Below are 21,589 nucleotides of genomic sequence, written 5' to 3'. Positions count from 1 at the left end.
CGCGCGAGCGCCAGCCGCACGGCATCAGATGGCAACCATCTCGAAATCGTCCTTGCGCGCGCCGCATTCCGGGCAGCTCCAGTTCATCGGCACATCGGCCCAGCGGGTGCCGGGCGCAATGCCCTCTTCCGGCAGGCCGGCCTGCTCGTCATAGATCCAGCCGCAGATCAGGCACATCCACGTTTTGTATGGCTGCGTTGTTTCATTGCTACTCACGTTGGCTTACCCTTCAATCTAGTAAAATGCTGAATCAGGTATCTTAATCTACCCGCCGTGCAAATCCAAACTTCTCCCTTGATATTAAGCTTTGGCGCCGCCGATCCGGCTGGCGCCACCGGCGTGCAGGCCGATCTGGCGGTTTTTTCCGCACTGGCCTGCACTGGTCTGAGCACCACCACCGCGTTGCTGATCGGCGACAGTGCCCGCATCGAAGACGTGCAGGAAGTCGATCCTGACTGGGTTTCCGATCAGGCCCGCGTGCTGCTGGAAGATATGACCGTGGCCGCCTTCAAGGTGGGCGCGCTGACCAATGTGGAACAGGTGGCCGCGATTGCGGAAATCCTGTCCGACTATCCCGACGCGCCGCTGATCCTCGATCCTTTCAGCTCGCGCCTGCCCGCCCTGTCCGACGACGATGCCGAAGAAGTCATGACAGCGGTGCGCCAGCTGCTGGTGCCGCAGGCTACCCTGCTGATGCTGTCGCAGGTGGAACTGGGCCGGCTAGCCGAAACCTGGCGCGAAGGCGCCGAAGACAGCATGGAATCGGACGTCGACCATCTGCTGGCTCTGGGCTGCGAATTCGTGCTGGTCACCGGCACCAGCGCTGCCGCAACACAGGGCGAGAGCGCGGTGCCGAACACGCTGGCCAACACTCTGTACGGCGGCGAAGGACTGCTCAGCCACGACGCCTGGCAGCACATGGCGGGGCCCTTCATCGGCGCCGGCGGCACACTGTCGGCAGCCATCGCCGCCTTCATGGCGCGCGGCGCCGACGCGGTTGACGCCGTGGCCACGGCGCAGGAATATACTGTCGGCGCGCTGGCCCATGCCCAGCGCTACGGTATGGGCAAACTGGTGCCCAACCGTTTTTTCCATCTCCAGCAAGCATTACCCATTTGACCTTGACGACGCCACTATGACTACCACTTCCAAGAACGATCAGCTGTTCGAACGCGCCCAGAAAACCACGCCCGGCGGTGTCAACTCGCCAGTGCGCGCCTTCCGCTCGGTGGGCGGCACGCCGCGCTTCATCACCCGCGCCGAAGGCCCGTACTTCTGGGATGCCGACGACAAGCGCTATATCGACTACATCGGTTCGTGGGGTCCGGCCATCGTCGGCCACGCCCATCCGGTAGTCATCAAGGCGGTACAGGAAGCGGCCACGCGCGGCCTGTCGTTCGGCGCACCGACCGAAGGCGAAATCCTGATGGCAGAAGAAATCTGCCGTCTGATGCCATCGATCGAACAGGTACGTCTGGTATCGTCCGGCACGGAAGCCACCATGAGCGCCCTGCGTCTGGCACGCGGCGCCACGGGACGCGACAAGATCATCAAATTCGAAGGCTGCTACCACGGCCACGCCGACGCCCTGCTGGTCAAAGCGGGCAGCGGCCTGCTCACCTTCGGCAACCCCACTTCGGCCGGCGTGCCGGAAGACTTCGTCAAGCACACGCTGGTGCTCGACTATAACAACGTGCAGCAGATCGAAGACGCTTTCGCTTCCTACGGCGACGAAATCGCCTGCGTGATCGTCGAACCGGTCGCCGGCAATATGAACCTGATCAAGGCCACGCCGGAGTTCCTGCAGGCGCTGCGCAATCTGTGCACCAAGCACGGCGCCATCCTGATCTTCGACGAAGTGATGTGCGGCTTCCGCGTCGCGCTGGGCGGCGCCCAGCAGCTGTACGGCATCAAGCCGGACCTGACGGCACTGGGCAAAGTCATCGGCGGCGGCCTGCCGGTGGCAGCCTTCGGCGGTAGCGCAGAGCTGATGAGCAAAATGGCGCCGCTGGGCGCGGTGTATCAGGCCGGCACGCTGTCGGGCAATCCGGTGGCGGTGGCGGCCGGCATGACCACGCTGCGCCTGATTCAGGAAGAAGGCTTCTACCAGCGGCTGAGCGCAACGGCCAGCCGTCTGGCTGCCGGTCTGACCGAAGCGGCCCGCGCCGCCGGCATCGAATTCTGCGCTGACGCCATCGGCGGCATGTTCGGCCTGTACTTCAGCGCTACCCCGCCCAACAACTATGCCGAAATGATGGCCGGTAACCGCGAACGCTTCAACGTATTCTTCCACGCCATGCTGGACGAAGGCGTGTACTTCGCCCCGGCCGCCTTCGAGGCCGGCTTCGTCTCGGCCCAGCACAGCGACGCCGTGATCGACGAAACCATCGCCGCCGCCGCCCGCGTCTTCAAAAAACTGGCGTAAAAAAACGGCGGGCAGTTGCGCAATACCGGCGATGCATAGCGTGCATCGCTGGTTTGCTGCAACTGCCCGCCGGCGTTGACAGGCGCGCTACTGCGCCTAGATTTCGTCCTCTTCGTCTTCCTTGGCCATCTGGATCACGCCGGTGTTGAAGTTGTATTCGAACAGATCGCCGTAACGGCCCCATTCGATCGCCACCCGCAAGGCCTTTTCCGCTTCTTCCGCACTCAGGGTAAAGCGCAGCAGCTTGAGGAACAGATCCTCCGGCAGATCGCCCGACTTGTCCTGCTCCAGACCGTGGCAGATGTAGGCGATCAGCGGGATGTGTTCCAGCAGCTGTATACCGAACAGTTCCTGCCGCTCGGTATTGCTGGCCGCCGCATACTTACTGCCCAGATCGGTGAGCAGGATGTCGCCGTTGGTCAGGTAGGCAAAGCCCAGCAGGATCAGGCCATTCAGCACTTCCAGCAGTTCGGCGTCGGTCAGCTCGGTTTCTTCGGCCAGCTGCGGCAGGTCGGCGCGGCCATGGAACGGCTCTTCCGCCAGCAGCTCCAGTATCCCTTCCATGTGGGCGATGCCGGCTTGCGGCAGACGGTCGCCCAGTTGCAGCTTGACTTCCTTCTCGCTGATCAGGCCACGGCGTCCCGCACCGGCCGTCATCAGCTCGTAAACCTTGTCGATCAGCTGACGCACTTCATTGCTCTCGGCCTTGCGCGGCTGCGACAGCGAAATCGGCAGTTCGGCACGCACGCGGCCCGGGTCGCTGGCAAAAATCAGCACACGGTCGGCCATCATCACCGCTTCTTCGATGTTATGCGATACCACCAGTATGGCCTTGGTGGGGATCTGGCCGGACTGCCACAGTTCCAGAATTTCTTCGCGCAGGCGCTCGCCCGTCAGCACGTCAAGCGCGGAAAACGCTTCGTCCATCAGCAGCACTTCCGGTTCCATCACCAGCGCGCGGGCGATACCGACCCGCTGGCGCATGCCGCCGGACAGCTCGCGCGGCAGCGCGCCTTCGAAGCCGGACAGGCCTATCAGTTCGATCACTTTTTCCGCGCGGCGGGCCCGTTCTTCGGCCGGCATGCCCTGCGCTTCCATTCCCAGTTCCACGTTCTTCTGCACCGTCAGCCAAGGGAACAGGGCGAACGACTGGAACACCATGCGGATACCGCGCGCCGTGCCATACAGCGGCATGCCGCGATACAGCACCTGACCGGCATCGGCCTGTATCAGCCCCGCCATAATCCGCAGCATGGTGGATTTGCCGGAGCCGGACTGGCCCAGCAGCGCGACGATCTCGCCTTCGTGCAGGGTAAAGTCCACGCCTTCCAGCACCGCACGGGCAGAACCATCGGCGCCACGGAAGTGCTTGCCGACGGCTTTCAATTCGACGATAGGAGTGCTCATAATTCGATTCCGATACTGATACTGTTAGCGCACTAGAAGTGCAGGCGGCTCTCGGCCAGCGTGTACAGGCGGCGCCAGACAAAATGGTTGAAGCCCATGACGAAGATACACATCACGCCTATGCCCAGCGCGATGCGCGGGAAGTCGCCGGCGGTGGTCATCTCCTGGATATAGCTGCCGATGCCGTGCGCTTTGAGCGTAGTCGGGCCCCAGCTCACATACTCGGCCACGATGCTGGCATTCCACGAACCGCCGGTAGCCGTAATCGCCCCCGTCACAAAGCTGGGGAAGATGGCGGGCAACAGATAGCGGCGCCATTTGAGCCAGCCCGACAGGCCGAAATTCTGCGCCGCGTGGCGCAATTCGGTGGGGATGGTGGAGGCGCCGGCAATCACGTTAAACAGCAGATACCACTGGGTGCCGAGTATCATCAGCGGCGACAGCCAGATATCCGGGTTGAGGTGGAACCGCACGATGGCCACCACAGCCACCGGAAACACCAGATTGGTGGGGAAGGCAGCCAGGAACTGCGCCACGGCCTGGGTGCGCGAAGCCCAGCGCGGGTTCATGCCTATCCACACGCCCACCGGCACCCAGATCAGCGCAGCTAGCGCCAGCAGCAATACCACCCGCGCCAGCGTATATAGTCCCAGTACGAACACATGGCCCACTTCGCTCCAGCCCACTTCGGTGCTGATAAAGTGGCCCAGACTCCACAGAGCATAGAACACCACGGCGGCAATCACCGCATCCCACACCCGCTGCGGCACCAGCGAAGGCTGGTCGCGCCGCGCGCGGATCGAGGTGCCGTCATGACTGAGACGGAACAGGGCAATCGAACGGCCCAGCAGATCGCCGAACCATGCCACGATAGCCTGGGTACGCTCGGTACGGCGCAGCCACGTCAGCAGCCACGATTGCTGCGCCGTGTCGCTGCCGGTTTCCTCGAAACGGAAGCGGTCGGCCCATGCCAGCAGGGGGCGGAAGAACAGCTGGTCGTACATCAGCACGGCCACGAACATGGCAGCGATGGCCCAGCCGATGGCGTGCATATCGCTTTGCGCAATCGCCAGCGCGATATAGGAGCCGATGCCGGGCAGCTTGATATCCTGCCCCGACACGGAGATCGCTTCCGAAGCCACCACGAAGAACCAGCCGCCGGACATCGACATCATCATATTCCACAGCAGGCCGGGCATGGCGAACGGCAGCTCCAGCCGCCAGAAGCGCTGCCAGCCCGACAGCTGGTACACCATGGCCGCCTCGGACAGCTCGGCCGGCACGGTGCGGAAGCCCTGATAGGCCGAGAAAGCCATATTCCACGCCTGCGAAGTGAAAATGGCGAAGATTGCCGCGCACTCCACTCCCAGCAGATTACCGGGGAACATGGCGATGAAGGCCGTCACGGTAATCGACAGGAAACCCAGAATCGGGATCGACTGCAGAATGTCGAGCAGCGGCACCAGCACTTTTTCCGCCAGCCGGTATTTGGTAGTGAGGGCCGCGAACACGCAGCTGAACACCATCGAGGCGCCCAGCGCGATAAACATGCGCAGCGTGGTGCGCAGCAGATAATAAGGCAGATAACTGGGATCTAGCGACAGCGGCAGCGCCTGCCCCAGTTCAAAGGGGCGCGACATCTGCTGGCTGCCATAGGCCATCAGCACAAAGACTGCCAATACGATGGGCAGTAAAGCCCAGTCCCAGCGGTTACCGCCAGCTTCCACGACCTGGCGTGGGAAAAATTGCCGTTTTTTGTTCATATTCGCACTTTCTGGCGCCAGCATACCCGATGCGTTTGACCGGAAAGTGACACTGGCGCGATTTTAAGCGATAAAACCGGCTAACTCTATTACGATGCTGAAAGTTCGAACAGAGAGCTTATTTCAGCCAGCCGCGCCGGCGGAAGTACCAGAACGGCGCAATCGCGCTAATGACCATCAGCAGCAGGGCAAACGGATAGCCGAGCGGCCATTCCAGTTCCGGCAGCCACTTGAAGTTCATGCCGTAGATCGAAGCAATCAGGGTAGGCGGCAGGAAGGCCACGCTGGCCACCGAGAAGATCTTGATGATCTTGTTCTGGTTGATGTTGATGAAACCGACGGTGGCATCCATCAGGAAGTTGATCTTATCGAACAGGAAAGAAGTGTGGCCGTCCAGCGATTCGATATCGCGCAGAATCTGGCGCGCCTCTTCGAACTGCTCGGAATTGAGCAGGCGGCCACGCATCAGGAAGCTGACCGCGCGGCGGGTATCCATCATATTGCGGCGGATACGGCCGTTCAGGTCTTCCTCGTGGGCGATGGCGTTCAGCGCGGACGCTGCGTCCTGGTCGGTGAATTCTTCCTGCAGCACGCGGCCGCTGACCTCTTCCAGATTCTGGTAGATGCCTTCCAGCGCATCGGCCGAATATTCGGCATCGGTGGCGTACAGGTCGAGCAGCACGTCCATGTAGTCGGCAATCGAACCGGGCCGCGAACGGGCGCGCATGCGCACCAGCCGGAACACGGGCAGATCGTCGGTATGCACGGAGAACAGCATTTTGCGCGCGAGGATGAAGGCTACCGTCACGATGCGCGAAGGGCCATCCTCTTCCTCTAGCAGGAAGTCGGTGCGCAGGTGCAGATCGCCGTTTTCCGCTTCGTAGTAGCGGGCCGACGCTTCGATGTCCTTGACTTCGTCTTCGCCCGGCAGCGTCACGCCGTAGATGGTCTTGACCCAGGTGCGCTCGTCATCCGTCGGGTCGGTCAGATCCACCCAGACCGGGTCGGCATGCTCCAGATCGGCGCGCGTGTCGATAGGTACCTGGTTGAGCCGGCCGTTCTGGAGTACGAAAACATTGATCATGGGTGCGCGAGCCTTCTGGAAACAGCGCAAGTGTACCCGCAAAGCCCCTGCCTAAGCCAGCCTGTATAGGCTAATTTCCGCACGCAGCGTGCTTTTTTTCGGCGATAGGGCAGCCCGCCGCAGGGGGCGGGCCGTTTTCAACTAGTTTCATGCCGGCGGACCGGCGCCTGACTAGGGCAGCTCGGCCGAATTCATACGGCGCAAAATCACTTCCGTGCGCTTGGCCAGATAGTTGGAGTCGCGGTGCTTGTCAAAAAAGCGCGGGTTAGGCAGCATCACGGCCAGCCTGGCCGCCTGTGCCGGCCCCAGATTGGCCGCACTCACGCCGTAGTAATGGCGCGCCGCCGCCTCGGCGCCGAAGGTGCCGGTGCCGAATTCCACCACATTCAGGTAGATTTCGAATATCCGCTCCTTTTCCATCAGGGTTTCCAGCATATAGGTGATGATCAGCTCCTGCCCCTTGCGCAGATAGCTGCGCGAGCCGGACAGGAACAGATTCTTGGCCAGCTGCTGGGTGATGGTGGAACCGCCCGACACCACCTTGTGCTTTTTGGCGTTCTTGTCATAAGCCTTCTGCAGAGCTTCCCAGTCCACCCCGTCGTGATCGGAGAAGTTGGCATCTTCCGACGCGATAATGGCGCGCTTGAGATTATTCGAGATGCGCGCATACGGCACCCACAGCTGCTGGATATTCGCCGAGGGATTTTTCTCGCGCAGGGCGGCCTGCTGGGCGCGCATAAAGCTGGTAGTGCCGGGGTTATGGTCGACCCACCACCAGATCTGCACGAAGAAATACAGCTGTATCAGCGTGAACAGCAGCAGTGGCGCCAGTATCAGCCACTTCAGCCAGCGCCACACGCCACGCCTGGCCGTGCTCACAGCTGCTCCCGCAAAGTCTTCAGCACGGCGGCCGTTGCCGGCTGCACGCCGCGCCACAGGCTGAACGCCTCGGCCGCCTGCTCCACCAGCATGCCCAGCCCGTCGCGCAGTTGCGCACCATGCTGGGCGGCGAACTGCAGGAACACGGTAGGCTGGGCGCCGTACATCATGTCCAGCGCCAGCGCACCGGGCGCGAAGACAGTGGCCGCTACCGGCGGCAGTTCCGCACTCAGGCTGGCCGAAGTGGCGTTAATAATAATGTCGTAAGCGCCCTGAATTTCGGCATAGCCGCAGGCCGATACCACGCCCGCGCCGCCCAGCGCGGCAAACTGCTCCACCAGCGCCTCGGCGGTGGCCACGGTACGGTTGGCGATTACCAGCTGGGCCGGACGGTGCTCCAGTATCGGCAGCACCACGCCGCGCGCGGCACCGCCTGCGCCCAGCAGCAGCACACGCTTGCCGGTAATCGGCACACCGGCATTGCGCACGATGTCGGCCACCAGCCCTGCGCCGTCGGTGTTGTCGCCGATGATGCCTTCATCGGTAAAGTGCAGCGTGTTGACGGCACCGGCAGCGCGCGCACGTATGGTCAGTGCCTGCGCCACCTTGACGGCTTCCAGCTTGAACGGCACGGTAACATTGGCGCCCTTGCCGCCTTCGGCGATGAAGGCCTGCACGGCGTTGGCAAAACCGTCGAGCGGCGCCAGCCGGCGTTCATAGCTGAGCTCTTGCCCGGTCTGCGCGGCGAACGCAGCGTGTATATCGGGCGATTTGCTGTGAGCGATAGGGTTGCCAAACACGCAGTAGCGATCCATCAGTGTCCTCCGCCGCTTAAATCGGCTTGTAATTTGTCGTCGCGGGTAAATTTGAAAGTGGTGACGATCACCCACAGATCGTCTTTTTCATTCGACAGCATATTCGGCGGGAATTTGCCGAACGGCGCAGCGCGGCGCACGATGTTGACGGCAGCGGCGTCGAGCTCGGGATTGCCGGAACTGCGGTCTACCTTGATGCCGCCATCCGCCATATAGATGGTGCCATCCTGGAAAACCGGAATGGACAACACCAGCTGGCCATACAGCTTGCGCCCGTGCGACTGGGGAAAGTTAAGCGTACCGATATCCTCGATGCGCTTCTGGATCGCCTTGTAGTACATGGCGTAACCCACCCCGCGCGTGCTGGGCGTGATGAAGGTCTTCCTGGGACGCTTGTTCTGGTCTTCGATGCTCTCGCTGATTTCGGCAGCGCGGCGGGCAATCGCCTTGCTGGCGTCGAGCAGGTCGGCGCCCGTCGGCGTGGGATCGGGCTTGTTCTTTTCCGTCACGGGCGGCGCCGTGAACGGGGTCGCCGCAGTTGCCTGTGTCAGCAGCTTTTGCTGCAGCTCTTCCAGCTGGGCGATGCGGCGTCTGGCCGCTTTGATGCTGTCGCCCGTTTCCATCTTGCGCATATCGGGCAAGGGCGACCTGGAGCGGCCCTGATCGACCGTGCCGCCGCCATCGAGATTGGCCTGCGCCAGCGCGTCGGCCTTGAGTGGCGCCTTGCTATGCTTGGCATTCACCAGGATCACTTCCAGCCCGGGATCGGTCGGTTTGACGGGCGCCGCTACCGGCGCCACCAGCCGCACAGCCAGCAATGCACCATGGGCCAGCAGCGAAATGCCGCAGGCCAGATACAGAAGGCGATTTTCTCGGTAGGACTTCACACAGGGCCGGTAGCTAGGGTTGGGGCTGACGTTTTAAACTGATTTTACGTGAAAGCGGGCGGGCGGCAACGGCTTTTTAGGCCGCTGGCGTAGTCCCCTCGCTATCGCTCGCGCCATTGTCGTCAGCGGCGCCCGCGCCATCGGCTGGGGTCTCGGCACCAGCTTCGGCCTGCGCTTCCACTGCCAGCTCCGGCGCATCCACCGCCTCTTCCGGTGCTTCGTCATCCTCGAAGTCCAGATCGGCATCGGCCGGTGCCGCATCGGCAGCCGGGATTTCGAGGATACGCGCCTCGATGCTCAGGTCCACTTCATCCCAGCGCAGAATATCGAGCTTGACCTGCAGGCCACGCGCCACCTGCGGCATGCCCGGCAGACGGATAATCAGCGGAATATCGACCAGACGCAGCACCTCGTCCTTGAGCACCACGGCATCGACCTGACGGGCATTTTCCTGTCCCAGCCAGCGCAAGCACCAATAGCGTTCCATAGTGGACTGGTGATCGTTGTAGGCAGCATAGGCGGCGTCGAACTGCGACACGATGGCGAACAGGTTGGCATCCTTGTGCTTGAAGTTAGCCACCAGCGGCGCCGTCACGCCATGCTCGGCGCAGGCCAGTATCTGCCACTGGTTGACCAGATCGGTGTAGCGGCGCAGCGGCGAAGTGCTCCATGCATACTGGTCCACGCCCAGACCCTGATGGGGTGCCGCATGGGTCAGCATACGCACCTGCATCTTGGCAGCCCAGCCACCCACGCCCTGCCCCTGACTGCGGTAGATGCCGGGCACGCCGTGGTCGTGCATCAGCTTACCCCAGGTGCTATTGGCGAAGATCATCAGCTCGGCCACGATCTTGTCCAGCGGCGCGCCACGCTTGCGGCGGCTCACGGTGACGACGTCGTCTTCCACATAGAAGTTAAAGTCGACGCGGTTGTTCTGTTCAGGCTTCAGGCCCCACGCTTCGCGCTTGACCATGCGGGCAGCTTCCAGCACCTGCGCCCACTGCCAGATCAGGCACAGCGATTCCTTGTGCGGATAGTCGCCCGCACCGCTGGCCAGAGTTTCTTCGTTGACCAGATCATCGAGATCGTTGTGGCGCAGATTGTTCGCAATCGGCACCAGCTCGGCGCGGGTTTCCGTCGCCAGCACCGACCAGTCAGCCATATTCAGCGTGGCATACAGCGACAGGGCCGGGCAGGTTTTGCCTTCGGCCAGCGTGAACGCCTCCACCACGGCATCGGGCAGCATGGTGATCTTATCGCCCGGCATATACACGGTAGACATGCGGGCACGTGCCAGCTTGTCGACTGCGTCGTCCGGCTTGATGCCCAGACCCGGCGCCGCGATGTGGATACCGATCTTCACTTTGCCCTCGTCCAGCATGGTGACGGAGAAGGCATCGTCGATTTCGGTGGTCGTCACGTCGTCGATCGAGAAGGCCTGTACATCGGCTACCGGCAGACCGGCTGGCGCCTGCGGCACGGGCACTTCAGGGAAACCGGCGCCACGGGGGAAGTTCTCGAACAGGAAGCGCGCCATATGCAGCGCTTTGGGCGAGGCCACGCCGCCCACGGCCAGCATCAGGCGCTGCGGCGTGGTGTGCAGTTCATTGGCAGCCGCTTCCAGCGCCTTGAATTCGATGGTGTTCTTGTCCGGCTTGAACAGCAGCTGCAACACCATGCTCTGCATGGCTTCCGGCAGTTGCTGGGCTTTGAGCTGGTCCACATAGCCGGCCTGTATCAGCGCCTGCTGCTTTTTCTTCTCGATGCCGGCCAGTGCAGCGCGCAGCGACTGCTCGGGCGCCGCCTTGTAACGGCCACGGCCTTTTTTGTAGAAATAGATGGGCGAGGAATGCAGGCACAGGATCAGGCCTGCCGCTTCTGCTGCCAGCGGCGCATGGCCGAAGTACTCGGCGCCCAGCTCGGCAAAGCCGAATTCCTCTTCACCGGCCACTTCCCACAGAAAATCGAGATCGATCTCGGCGGCGATGGTTTTGGCCTGCTCCATCAGTTCGGCCGGTGCCGGCTTTTCGAACTGCAGCAGCACGTCCTTGGCCTTGACCTTGTTGCGCTTGCCGCTGGCCATTTCAACCTGATAGGCCTCGCCGGCTTGGGACATCATGGTGCCGACCTTGAAATCGCCGGATTCTTCGAAGAATAAATTCATTGCTATTTTTCTGTAGGGTTAATTCGTTGTTACTAATTGACTTACTTGTCGGCCTGCTGCGGCAGCAGCGCCAGCACGGAAGGCAGAAACACTTCCGTCACCAGCAGACTGCCCTGGCGCCGCCGGTACAGGCAGCGCCGCGCATACAGTATCAGTTCATCGGCGCCGGCGCGGTCATCCAGCGCCAGTGCCTTGCGGGCCCGCTGCGCCAGCGGATGGCCGGCGCGCAGACGGGCAAATTCCAGTTCGCCGCGGCGCACCTGCGGATCGCCGAACAGCGTGGTGCCCAGCGAGCGTTCGCCCAGCGCACTGAATAAAGGCCAGTCGCTGGCCGTGGCCGACATCGGCACCACGGTGTGGGCAAACACCACCGGCGTATTATCGCAGCGTAGCAGCACCTCGCGCTCCCACACCCGCCCCGCTCTATGCATGCCTATGCTGGCTGCTTCGTCGTTCAGGCACAGGGCCGTCTGCTGGTGCAGACACTGCACGCGGAAGCTGCTGCTGTGCGCTTTCAGGCGCGCCGTGAGCGAGCCGTCTTCCGTCAGCCATGGGCGCAGCGCCGCCGGCGCGTTCAGCGCCAGCACATGCGGCTGCCAGCGGGTCTGGCGCAGCGAGGCGCTGCGCGCAGGCGTCAGGGTATGCTTCAAGACTGTGCTCCGATGCCGCAGAAGGCCAGTACTTCATCCAGATAATCGGCAAACTCGCTGATGCCATGGTCGCTGCCTTCGATGATGTGCTGCTGCGCGCCGGCATAGTGGACCACCATATCGCGGTAATCAAGCACTTCGTCGCCGGTAGCGGCCAGCAGCAGATAGCGCTGCGGATGGCTGATCTTGTCTACCGCCAGCGCACGCAGTTCATCGATATATTCGCGCTTGAACTCGAACGGCTCGTCCGAGTGGTAGGCCGTGGTCACGCCCACGTGTTTGTCCAGATCCTTAAGTGGTACCACGGCAGGATTGAGCAGCACGGCCGGGCAGCCCAGACGCTCGGCCAGCCATGTGGCGTAATAACCGCCCAGCGAAGAACCGACGATGCGCAGTTCGCTGGCCGGCACACCCTCTATCAGCGCCAGCACCTGCTCCATTGCCAGCCGGGGCGAAGCCGGCAATTGCGGGCATAGCCATTGCTGCTGCAGCCCCAGCGCCGCCATGCGTTCGGCCATCAGGCGCGCTTTCATGGAGCGCGGCGAGGAACGGAATCCGTGCAGATAGAGCATCATTGAGGCAGCGCCGCGAGAATTTTGCCGTGGATGCCGCCGAAGCCGCCGTTACTCATCACCAGTATCTGGTCGCCGGGACGGGCCGCCTTGACGATGGCCGCCACCAGCGTGTCGATGTCGTCAAAAGCGCTGGCTTTCTCGCCCAGCGGCGCCAGCGTCTCGCCCAGACTCCAGCCCAGCGCCGCTTCGCTACCGTAACCGAACACCAGATCGGCCGCATGCAGGCTGCCCGGCAGCGCGTCTTTCATGGCACCCAGTTTCATGGTGTTGGAACGCGGTTCCAGCACGGCGAGGATGCGGGTAACCGGCCCCACCTTCTGGCGCAGACCGCCGACCGTCGTTGCGATGGCCGTAGGATGGTGGGCAAAGTCGTCGTACACGGTCACGCCATGCACCACACCGCGTACTTCCATGCGGCGTTTGACGTTTTCGAAGCGGGCCAGCGAAGCGGCAGCCTGCGCCACCGGCACGCCCACATGGCGCGCTGCAGCGATGGCCGCCAGCGCATTGTTGCGGTTGTGCTGCCCCGTCAGCTGCCACTGTACATGGCCCGCCACTTCGCCACGGAAGATCACATCGAAACTGCCGTCGTCGTATTCCTTCATGCGCCAGTCGGCCGCATCGCTGGCGCCAAAGCCTTCGCGCTCGCTCCAGCAGCCGCGCTGAATCACGCGCTGCAGCGAGTCCTGATCGGCATTCACAACGACGCGGCCTATGCCGGGCACGGTGCGCACCAGATGGTGGAACTGGGTTTCGATGGCGGCCAGATCGGGGAAGATGTCGGCGTGGTCGTATTCCAGATTATTCAGAATGGCCGTCTTGGCGCGGTAGTGCACGAACTTGCTGCGCTTGTCGAAGAAGGCCGTATCGTATTCATCGGCTTCGATCACGAAGAAGATGGAATCCTTATCGCCCTGCATACGGGCAGACACGCCGAAGTTCATCGGCACGCCGCCGATCAGGAAGCCCGGCGCGTAGCCGGCATCTTCCAGTATCCACGTCAGCATGGACGAGGTGGTGGTTTTGCCGTGCGTACCGGCCACGGCCAGCACCCAGCGGTCCTTTAATATATGCTCGCCTATCCACTGCGGGCCGGAAACGAAGGGCAGGCCGCGGTTCATGATTTCCTCGATCAGCGGATTACCGCGCGAAACCACATTACCGATGACGTACAGATCGGGCTGGAGTTCCACCTGTTCCGGACCGAAGCCCTGTATCAGTTCTATGCCTTGCGCTTCGAGCTGGGTACTCATGGGCGGATAGACGTTGGCGTCGCAGCCCGTTACGCGGTGCCCCGCTTCTTTTGCCAGAACGGCAAGACCACCCATGAAAGTGCCGCAAATACCAAGTATGTGAATGTGCATAAAGCCAGAACCGGAACTAAAGTAATTAATGTGAAGGCGAACAGAAGATGAGATTTTACCCGACCTGCCGCCCTTTTCCCGGTTCAGAGTATGATCACGTTCATGACTGCACATGGAATTCCCGAAGTCCTGCTTTTGCGTGCCGAGATTGCTGCTGCGGCAGCACGTCTGATCGCGCAGGACGGCGCTGATTACAACAGCGCCAAACGCAAGGCGGCGCGCCAGATTCTGGGCGATACCCAGCCGCCGCCTAATTTATTACCTGATCACGCGCAGATCGAAGCCGAAGTCCGGCTTTACCACTCTTTATTTCATAGCAACACCCAGCCGGCGCGTCTATTCCGTTTGCGCACGCTGGCGGTGGAAATCATGGAAAGGCTGTCGGCCTACCAGCCCCACCTGACCGGCGCTGTATTAAATGGCACGGCAGGCCCGCATGACGATATCCACCTGCAATTGTTTGCCGACAGCGCCAAGGAAGTGGAAATCTTCCTGCTGAATAAAAATTTGCAAATTGACATCTCCGAGACGCCCCACTTCAAAGGGCCCCGCTTCGGCATGGTGGAAACTGTCAGCTTTATGTGGCACAAGGAAGGCGTGCACGCGCAATTGTATGAGCTCGATGATTTGCGCGGTGCCGTGAAAAGCCGTGCCGATGGCAAAATCCAGCGTGCCGACCTCGATAGCGTGCGTGCCCTGCTAATAAATAGTACCCACGACCGTTCCGATACCGACCAGACTACTAATTAATAGCATTCACCTATAAAACTTATCATGAATCAAAAACATCTCGCCGCCTACACCGTTGTTGCTTTGTTATTTGGTGCTTCCGGTGCCTATGTGGGCATGCATAAAAAAGAACCGGCCCCGCCGATCACCACCACCATGCCGGCCGGGGTCTCCGGTACGGTCGCAGAACTATATAAACAGAACCTGCCTGATGCTGGCGGTAAAACCCATGCGCTGGCAGAGTATCAGGGCAAGGCCATGCTGGTGAATTTCTGGGCCCCATGGTGTGGTCCTTGCGTTCAGGAAATGCCGGAACTGTCGGCGCTGGCTGCGGGAGAAGAAGGCAAGAAGCTGCAAGTTATCGGAATTGGTATTGATTCGGCAACAAATATCGCCGATTTTAGCAACAAGTTCAAAATCAGCTATCCGGTCTTTGTGGCCGGCATGGCCGGAACCGAGCTGTCGCGCCAGTTCGGCAATGGTGCTGGCGGGCTACCCTACACGGTGCTGATCGGGGCCGATGGTCAGGTCAAGAAGACCTATCTGGGCCGCCTCAAATTCGACGAGCTGCGCAAGGATTTAGCAAGTCTTTAACTAGTTTCATGAGTTTTTTTTTCTTGCCATTGCCGGCGGTTGGCGGCAAAATGCGGAACTTTCGCGGAAAACGGTCCTGAAACCATGGCAACAAAGCTGTTACTGCTCAACGGTCCTAACCTGAATTTGTTAGGCACACGCGAGCCTGAGGTGTACGGCGTGCAGACGCTGGCCGACATCGAACGCGCTGCCCAGGCCCAGGCCCAGGCAGCCGGTGCCAGCTTGTCCTGTTTTCAGAGCAACCACGAAGGCGCATTGATAGACCGTATCCACGCGGCCCGTAGCGAGGGGGTGGATGCCATCGTTATCAATCCGGGAGGACTGACACATACCAGCGTGGCCTTGCGCGACGCTCTGGCGGGCGTGGCGATACCGTTTGTTGAGGTACATATTTCGAATATCTACCAGCGGGAATCGTTCCGCCATCACTCTTTTCTTAGCGCGATTGCAATAGGTACGATCTGCGGACTGGGTATCGAAGGATATCGGTTTGCCATCGACTTTGTTCTTAAAAAGCGATAACCTACGCAATCTGCGCGCAACCGCTGCGATTTAGCCCACAAGGCCAGATCGCTCATTACACTAATCAAAGACATTCCTGGGGGTTACATGGATCTACGCAAGCTGAAGACCTTGATTGATTTGGTCGCAGAATCGGACATCGCCGAGCTCGAAGTGACCGAAGGCGAAAGCAAAGTTCGCATCGTCAAGTCGTCCGCCATGCCACAAAATCAGATGGTCATGATGCAGCCGCAAAGCATGCCTCAATACCACGCTGCCCCTGCTGCTGCCCCGGTGGCGGCTGCCGCCGCCGCACCGGTTGCCGCTGTGGCCGCCGAACCGACTGGCCACGTGGTCAAGTCGCCTATGGTCGGCACCTTCTACCGTTCCTCCGCTCCGGGCTCGCCAGCCTACGTTGAAGTGGGTTCCACGGTCAAAGAAGGCGACACCCTGTGCATCATCGAAGCGATGAAACTGCTGAACGAAATCGATGCCGACAAAGCCGGCACCATTACCCAGATCCTGGTCGAAAACGGCCAACCGGTCGAATTCGGCCAACCGCTGTTTGTGATAGGCTAAGACCGGTACTTGCCCGCCCCTGCTGGTGGCGGGCCGACCGGCTTGGTCCGCCCTCCCTCCTCTACCTGACGTCACCGGCGCGACCGGTACTCACAGACCTAGCGAACCTATCATGTTTGAAAAAATCCTTATCGCCAATCGTGGCGAAATCGCCCTCCGGATACAGCGCGCTTGCCGCGAACTGGGGATCAAAACCGTTGTAGTGCACTCGGAAGCCGACAAAGACGCCAAATACGTGAAGTTGGCCGATGAATCGGTATGTATCGGCCCCGCGCCATCGACCCTGAGCTACCTCAACATGCCGGCGATTATCAGCGCCGCTGAAGTAACGGATGCGGAAGCTATCCACCCGGGCTACGGCTTCCTGTCGGAAAACGCCGACTTCGCCGAGCGCGTGGAAAAATCCGGCTTCGTCTTCATCGGTCCACGTTCGGATTCGATCCGCATGATGGGCGACAAAGTGTCGGCCAAGCAGGCCATGATACGCGCCGGGGTGCCTTGCGTGCCGGGTTCGGACGGCGCCTTGCCAGACGACCCCAAGACGATCGTGCAGATTGCCCGCAAAGTGGGCTACCCTGTGATCATCAAGGCCGCCGGTGGTGGTGGTGGCCGCGGTATGCGCGTGGTGCACACCGAAGCCGCCCTGATCAATGCCGTGGCCATGACCAAGGCAGAAGCCGGTAGCGCTTTCGGCAATCCGGAAGTCTACATGGAGAAGTATCTGGAAAACCCCCGTCACGTGGAAATCCAGATTCTGGCTGACGAACACAAAAACGCCGTCTGGCTGGGCGAGCGCGACTGCTCGATGCAGCGCCGCCACCAGAAGGTGATCGAGGAAGCACCGGCACCGGGCATTCCACGCAAACTGATCGAGAAAATCGGCGATCGTTGCGCCGAAGCCTGCCGCAAGATCGGCTACCGCGGCGCAGGTACTTTCGAGTTCCTGTACGAAAACGGCGAGTTCTACTTCATCGAAATGAATACCCGCGTGCAGGTGGAACACCCTGTGACGGAAATGATTACCGGCATCGACATCGTGCAGGAACAGATCCGTATTGCCGCCGGCGAGAAGCTGCGCTTCCGTCAGCGCGACGTGATGCTGTCCGGTCACGCGGTAGAATGCCGTATCAACGCGGAAGATCCGTTCAAGTTCACCCCGTCGCCAGGCCGCATCACAGCCTGGCACGTACCGGGCGGTCCGGGCGTACGCGTCGACTCGCACTCGTATGCAGGTTATTATGTACCACCGCACTACGATTCGATGATAGGCAAAGTGATTACCTACGGCGCGACCCGCGAACAGGCGATCCGCCGCATGCAGATCGCGCTGTCGGAAATGGTGGTTGAAGGTATCCAGACCAACATCCCGCTGCACCGCGAACTGATGATCGATGCCCGTTTCATCGAAGGTGGTACCAACATCCATTATCTGGAGCAGAAACTGGCCGATATGCCTGATCTGCACAAACTGAGTCTGAGTAACAAGGCACAAGCATAAACATGAGCTGGACTGAAATCGTCATCGAAATCGCCCGCGACCACGCGGAAACCCTGTCGGAAGCGCTGATGGATGTCGGCGCCCTGTCGGTTTCCGTCGAGGATGCAGACGAAGGCACCGACGCGGAAAAACCGCTGTTCGGCGAGCCGGGCATGGAACCGACCGAAGCGGCCTGGGATCACAGCCGCGTGGTCGCCCTGACCAACGAGGACGATGATCACGCCCTGATCGTCGGCGCAGCCGCTGCGCAGATCGGCCTGCAAACCCTGCCCCGCTTCACCACCCGCAAGGTGGAGGAACAGGACTGGGTGCGTCTGACCCAGTCGCAGTTTGCGCCTATCCACATCGGCAAGAACATCTGGGTCGTGCCTAGCTGGCACGAAGCGCCGGATCCGGATGCCCTGATACTGGAACTGGACCCCGGTCTGGCTTTCGGTACGGGCAGCCACCCCACCACCCGTCTGTGCATGGAATGGCTGGAAGCCCATCCGGCACCGGGCAAAACGGTGCTCGACTACGGTTGCGGTTCCGGCATTCTGGCCATGGTGGCCAAGAAGATCGGTGCCGGCACGGTGGCCGGTGTGGACATCGATCCGCAGGCCATCGAATCGGCCAAGGATAACGCACTGCGCAACCAGTGCGAAATCGACTACTTCCTGCCCGATAGCTTCGCTACCTCGCAATATGCGCAGCAGCGTTTCGATATCGTGGTGGCGAACATTCTGTCCAGCCCACTGAAACTGATGGCGCCTATGCTGTCGGGCCGCGTGGCGGAAGGCGGATCGCTGATTCTGTCCGGCGTGCTGGCACGTCAGGCCGAAGAAGTGGCCGCTGCCTACGCTCCGTTCATCAAGCTGGGCGTATGGGCAGAACAGGATGGCTGGGTGGCGCTGCATGGCCGCCTTGGCAGTGACGTGGTTCCTGCGGCACGCTAACCACAGCAATGGCGCTCGCCACTAAATGCCCCCACTGCAACACGGTATTTCGGGTCGCGCACGACCAGTTGAAATTACGTGGGGGCATAGTACGCTGCGGCTCCTGTAACGAAGTCTTCGACGGCAATGCGGCGCTACTGGCGCCGCCCGCTGCCGCCCCCCTGCCTGCCGCTCCTGCTCCTGCTCCCGCGTTTACGCCTGTGCCTTCTGCGGCGCCAGCCGCGCCGGCAGCGAGCGGCCTTGACGATCTCCCCGTTCTGCCGGCCGAGAATGACCATGCGGCGCCGTACCAGCCGGAACCTGAAGTTCTACCTACACCCGCCGCACCGGCGACCTATCAGCCGGAACCTAGCCCTGCACCGCTGCCGGAGCTAACGCCGTTCGATGCCAAGATGGACGCGATCGACTCGCATGCGGCAGAAGTTTTGCAGGACGAAATCGCCGATACCGAGCCGGCGCTGGAACTGGACACGGCTATCGACCTCGATGGTGGCGAGGATGGCGCTGGTGCGGACGACACGTCCGCAGCGATAGCCGATCCGCTGGAACTGCCACCGGCACCGGCCAGCCTGCCCGCCGCCATCGATCTGCCGCTAGAACTCGATCTCGATATCGAGTCCGAATCGACCACTGCCGCACAGCCGCTGGCACAGGACGCAGCGGCAGAATACGATCTGCCGCCTGCGCCTGCCGAAGCTGAACTGATGCTCGATCTGGAGCCTGAGCCTGCGCTGGAAGCGGAGCTCGAACCTGAGCCGGAGCCGCTGGCAGCACAGTCCAGCGCCGCGTTGGCCGACCACTGGCCGCCTGCCGCGCCGCAGGCCGCCCCCGCTCCCGAGGCGCTGCCCGATCCCGCGCTGGAAGAGCAGCTGGCCATCGAAACCATGTCCGACGCCGAGCTGGAAGCAGCGCTGGCCGCCGAACTGGCCGTGATGGAGCGCAGCATAGGCGCCCCTGCCGATAACGCCGACATCAGCGAGCGGATCGAACCTAGCTTCGATGCCCCGCAGGATGCCGAGCCCGCCCTCAATCTGCCGGCCCGTGCTGCGCCGGATCTGCACGCGCTGGACGACGATGACGATGCGCTGGTCGAACTCTCCTCGGCCAGCAAACAGGCTGCCCGCAACGGCGCGTCTGCGCTGCCGGATGCCGAAACCGACCTGCTGCTGCAGCCGGCCCGCACCACGGAAGCCGCTGCCGACGCCGACCAAGCGGCGGGCGAAGAGCCGGGCTTCATCAAGCGCGACCGGCGCCGCCAGAAGTACGGCAAAGCCATCAGCGTCGCCATGGCGCTGGGCAGCGTCGCACTGGTGGGAACACTGGGCGCACAGGGCGTCACCACTTTCCGCAACCAGCTGGCAGCGGCCATGCCGCCGCTGAAACCGGCGCTGACGGCCGCCTGCAATGCGCTCGGCTGCAAGATCGAACTGCCTGCCCAGATCGACGACCTGAATATCGAGCAGGGCGAGCTGCAAACCCTGAGCGACACTACCTTCTCGTTCAACACCCTGCTGCGCAACCAGAGCGCCACCGCGCAAAGCTGGCCGCACATAGAACTGGTGCTGGACGATGCCAGCGACAAGGCCGTGCTGCGCCGCGTATTCAGCCCGCGCGACTACCTCGGCCCCGACGTGCCGCTCGATAAGGGCTTCGCTCCGCACACCGAACAAGCTGTCAAACTGTTCTTCGAACTGAACCAGCTGAAAGCCTCCGGCTATCATATAGCCGTCTTCTACCCATAAAGCACACCATGAACCAGACTTCCCTGATTTGCGGCTCGATCGCAATCGACACCATCCTGCAATTCCCCGGCCGTTTCGACAGCCTGCTGCTGGCCGACCAGCTGCACAAGGTGAATGTGTCCTTCCTCGCCCCGACCATGCGCACCGAATTCGGTGGCTGCGCCGGTAACATCGCTTACAACCTGATGATGGTTGGCGGCGACCCGCGCATCGTCGGCGTGATGGGCCAGGACCACGGCGCCTACACCGAGCGCCTGCGCAAGCTGGGCCTGTCGACCGAGAACATCCTGATCAAACCGGAAGCCTACAACGCCCAGTGCTTCGTCACGGCGGACGAAGACAACAACCAGATCAACGCCTTCCACCCGGGCGCCATGTCGTACGCGCACGAGAACGACATCGCCAAGGCTGGTCCGGCCCGCATCGCCATCATTTCGCCGGACGGCCATCTGGGCATGCAGAAACACGCCGCCGATCTGGTCAAGCTGGAGATTCCGTTCATCTTCGATCCGGGCCAGCAGCTACCGATGTTCAATGCCGATGAACTCATCGATTTCATCAACAAAGCCACCTACGTCACCGCCAACGATTACGAAATCGAACTGCTGATGTCGCGCACCGGCCTGACCATACCGGACATTGCCAGCCGTCTGGAAGCGCTGATCGTGACCCGTGGCGAGCAAGGTTCCGAGATCTACACCAAGGGCGAACGCATCGTGATTCCGGCCGTGCAGGCCGAAGCAGTGCTCGATCCTACCGGCTGCGGCGATGCCTACCGTGCCGGCCTGCTGTACGGGATTACTCAGGGCTGGAAATGGGAAACCACGGGCCGTCTGGCCAGTCTGCTGGGCGCCATCAAGATCGCCCACAAGGGTGCGCAGAACCACAAGTTCACCCCGGCCCAAATCGCCGACCGCTTCGAAGCTGCCTTCGGCTACCGCTACTAAGCAGAATCACGCCCCGTCGTTTAACATGCAGCGCCGCAGTGCGCTGCATAG

At 61.6% G+C, this 21,589-nt stretch carries 21 protein-coding genes; 10 read left to right on the top strand and 11 right to left on the bottom strand.

Annotated features, from left to right (window positions below; all coding sequences use genetic code 11):
• Nucleotides 1–24: 24 nt before the first annotated feature.
• Complete coding sequence (locus tag GTP27_RS13545; protein ID WP_161039745.1) at nt 25–177, bottom strand: rubredoxin; 153 nt, start codon at nt 175–177, stop codon at nt 25–27.
• Between the two features lie 96 nt (nt 178–273).
• On the opposite strand from GTP27_RS13545, the gene thiD reads away from it, so the two are divergent.
• Nucleotides 274–1,119, top strand: coding sequence for a bifunctional hydroxymethylpyrimidine kinase/phosphomethylpyrimidine kinase (gene thiD / locus GTP27_RS13540; protein ID WP_161039696.1), 846 nt, complete (start codon nt 274–276; stop codon nt 1,117–1,119).
• Between the two features lie 16 nt (nt 1,120–1,135).
• Entirely contained in the window at nt 1,136–2,425 is a 1,290-nt protein-coding gene (gene hemL / locus GTP27_RS13535; RefSeq protein ID WP_161039695.1) for a glutamate-1-semialdehyde 2,1-aminomutase, read from the top strand.
• A 96-nt stretch (nt 2,426–2,521) separates the two neighbouring features.
• Here hemL and GTP27_RS13530 read toward each other — a convergent pair whose 3' ends face one another.
• The 10 genes from GTP27_RS13530 to mpl form a co-directional block, all read right to left on the bottom strand.
• Nucleotides 2,522–3,832 carry an ABC transporter ATP-binding protein gene (locus GTP27_RS13530; protein WP_161039694.1) on the bottom strand — a complete coding sequence of 437 codons (1,311 nt, stop codon included), beginning with the start codon at nt 3,830–3,832 and terminating at the stop codon, nt 2,522–2,524.
• A 32-nt stretch (nt 3,833–3,864) separates the two neighbouring features.
• Nucleotides 3,865–5,595, bottom strand: a complete 1,731-nt coding sequence (locus GTP27_RS13525) for an ABC transporter permease (protein WP_161039693.1) — start codon at nt 5,593–5,595, stop codon at nt 3,865–3,867.
• Nucleotides 5,596–5,713: 118 nt separating this feature from the next.
• Nucleotides 5,714–6,679: a magnesium/cobalt transporter CorA gene (corA, locus tag GTP27_RS13520; protein WP_161039692.1), complete on the bottom strand. Its 966-nt coding sequence runs from the start codon at nt 6,677–6,679 to the stop codon at nt 5,714–5,716.
• 171 nt (nt 6,680–6,850) lie between these two features.
• Nucleotides 6,851–7,558 (bottom strand): monofunctional biosynthetic peptidoglycan transglycosylase, encoded by a 708-nt coding sequence (gene mtgA, locus GTP27_RS13515; RefSeq protein WP_161039691.1) that lies wholly within the window; start codon nt 7,556–7,558, stop codon nt 6,851–6,853.
• Nucleotides 7,555–8,373, bottom strand: coding sequence for a shikimate dehydrogenase (gene aroE / locus GTP27_RS13510; RefSeq protein WP_161039690.1), 819 nt, complete (start codon nt 8,371–8,373; stop codon nt 7,555–7,557). Before aroE ends, mtgA begins: the two co-directional genes overlap by 4 nt.
• Nucleotides 8,373–9,260 (bottom strand): energy transducer TonB family protein, encoded by an 888-nt coding sequence (locus GTP27_RS13505; RefSeq protein WP_161039689.1) that lies wholly within the window; start codon nt 9,258–9,260, stop codon nt 8,373–8,375. The genes aroE and GTP27_RS13505 overlap by 1 nt, the downstream gene beginning before the upstream one ends.
• Nucleotides 9,261–9,336: 76 nt before the next feature.
• Complete coding sequence (locus GTP27_RS13500; protein ID WP_161039688.1) at nt 9,337–11,424, bottom strand: ribonuclease catalytic domain-containing protein; 2,088 nt, start codon at nt 11,422–11,424, stop codon at nt 9,337–9,339.
• Nucleotides 11,425–11,465: 41 nt separating this feature from the next.
• Nucleotides 11,466–12,074: a chorismate--pyruvate lyase family protein gene (locus GTP27_RS13495; protein WP_371865924.1), complete on the bottom strand. Its 609-nt coding sequence runs from the start codon at nt 12,072–12,074 to the stop codon at nt 11,466–11,468.
• Nucleotides 12,071–12,649 (bottom strand): YqiA/YcfP family alpha/beta fold hydrolase, encoded by a 579-nt coding sequence (locus GTP27_RS13490; protein WP_161039687.1) that lies wholly within the window; start codon nt 12,647–12,649, stop codon nt 12,071–12,073. The genes GTP27_RS13495 and GTP27_RS13490 overlap by 4 nt, the downstream gene beginning before the upstream one ends.
• Nucleotides 12,646–13,977 carry a UDP-N-acetylmuramate:L-alanyl-gamma-D-glutamyl-meso-diaminopimelate ligase gene (gene mpl, locus GTP27_RS13485; RefSeq protein WP_229633820.1) on the bottom strand — a complete coding sequence of 444 codons (1,332 nt, stop codon included), beginning with the start codon at nt 13,975–13,977 and terminating at the stop codon, nt 12,646–12,648. The genes GTP27_RS13490 and mpl overlap by 4 nt, the downstream gene beginning before the upstream one ends.
• A 138-nt stretch (nt 13,978–14,115) precedes the next feature.
• On the opposite strand from mpl, the gene GTP27_RS13480 reads away from it, so the two are divergent.
• From GTP27_RS13480 to GTP27_RS13440, 8 genes are all read left to right on the top strand, one after another.
• Nucleotides 14,116–14,763 (top strand): hypothetical protein, encoded by a 648-nt coding sequence (locus tag GTP27_RS13480; protein ID WP_161039685.1) that lies wholly within the window; start codon nt 14,116–14,118, stop codon nt 14,761–14,763.
• A 24-nt stretch (nt 14,764–14,787) separates the two neighbouring features.
• Complete coding sequence (locus tag GTP27_RS13475; RefSeq protein ID WP_161039684.1) at nt 14,788–15,336, top strand: TlpA family protein disulfide reductase; 549 nt, start codon at nt 14,788–14,790, stop codon at nt 15,334–15,336.
• An 84-nt stretch (nt 15,337–15,420) separates the two neighbouring features.
• Nucleotides 15,421–15,858 (top strand): type II 3-dehydroquinate dehydratase, encoded by a 438-nt coding sequence (gene aroQ / locus GTP27_RS13470; RefSeq protein ID WP_161039683.1) that lies wholly within the window; start codon nt 15,421–15,423, stop codon nt 15,856–15,858.
• A gap of 87 nt (nt 15,859–15,945) precedes the next feature.
• Nucleotides 15,946–16,416, top strand: a complete 471-nt coding sequence (gene accB / locus GTP27_RS13465; RefSeq protein WP_161039682.1) for an acetyl-CoA carboxylase biotin carboxyl carrier protein — start codon at nt 15,946–15,948, stop codon at nt 16,414–16,416.
• A gap of 112 nt (nt 16,417–16,528) precedes the next feature.
• Nucleotides 16,529–17,914, top strand: coding sequence for an acetyl-CoA carboxylase biotin carboxylase subunit (gene accC / locus GTP27_RS13460; protein WP_161039681.1), 1,386 nt, complete (start codon nt 16,529–16,531; stop codon nt 17,912–17,914).
• Between the two features lie 2 nt (nt 17,915–17,916).
• Nucleotides 17,917–18,849 (top strand): 50S ribosomal protein L11 methyltransferase, encoded by a 933-nt coding sequence (prmA, locus tag GTP27_RS13455; RefSeq protein ID WP_161039680.1) that lies wholly within the window; start codon nt 17,917–17,919, stop codon nt 18,847–18,849.
• 8 nt (nt 18,850–18,857) lie between these two features.
• Nucleotides 18,858–20,591 (top strand): DUF3426 domain-containing protein, encoded by a 1,734-nt coding sequence (locus GTP27_RS13445; protein WP_229633812.1) that lies wholly within the window; start codon nt 18,858–18,860, stop codon nt 20,589–20,591.
• Between the two features lie 8 nt (nt 20,592–20,599).
• Nucleotides 20,600–21,538 (top strand): carbohydrate kinase family protein, encoded by a 939-nt coding sequence (locus GTP27_RS13440; RefSeq protein WP_161039679.1) that lies wholly within the window; start codon nt 20,600–20,602, stop codon nt 21,536–21,538.
• Nucleotides 21,539–21,589 lie beyond the last annotated feature (51 nt).

It is taken from the genome of Duganella qianjiadongensis, assembly GCF_009857915.1.
GTDB lineage: Bacteria > Pseudomonadota > Gammaproteobacteria > Burkholderiales > Burkholderiaceae_D > Rugamonas > Rugamonas qianjiadongensis.
The sequence above is the reverse complement of the archived record's forward strand: the minus strand, read 5'-3'. Positions and strand labels throughout refer to the sequence as shown.